The organism is Marinobacter sp. bablab_jr003 (genome assembly GCF_016464245.1).
GTDB classification, from domain to species: Bacteria; Pseudomonadota; Gammaproteobacteria; order Pseudomonadales; family Oleiphilaceae; genus Marinobacter; species Marinobacter vinifirmus.
In genome coordinates this window covers 1-417 of the sequence record NZ_JADARC010000074.1, presented here as the reverse complement: position 1 = coordinate 417, position 417 = coordinate 1, and the positions used below count along the sequence as shown (strand labels likewise).

Sequence of the window (417 nt, the reverse complement as noted above, 5' to 3'; positions counted from 1 at the left end):
GTAATCACAGCCCTGAATGAGGAGGCCGTTGTCAGCGCCGCTCTGGGTAATAAGGGAGGTATGAATCTGGTGGTGTCCTACGAAGCGTTTGCCATGAAAATGATTGGCGCTCTTCGGCAGGAAATTATTTTTGCGCGACACCAGAAAAGTCTCGGTCGGCCCGCCCGATGGTTATCCGTGCCGGTCATTGCGACGTCGCACCTCTGGGAAAACGGCAAGAACGAGCAGTCTCATCAGGACCCGGCCTTCGGCGAAGTCCTGATGGGAGAAATGAGTGACACTGCCCGCGTTGTCTATCCTCCCGACTGCAATAGTGCTGTGGCGTGCCTTAACGAGTGTTTTCGAACCCAGGGGCAGTTCTGGGCCATGACGGTTCCCAAGGCAAAACTGCCTGCCGTTTTTGACGGCCGTCAGGCT

At 56.1% G+C, this 417-nt stretch carries 1 pseudogene; it reads left to right on the top strand.

From position 1 onward, the window contains the following. A pseudogene (locus tag H3Z84_RS07270) lies at positions 1–417 on the top strand (xylulose 5-phosphate 3-epimerase); the annotation flags it as partial.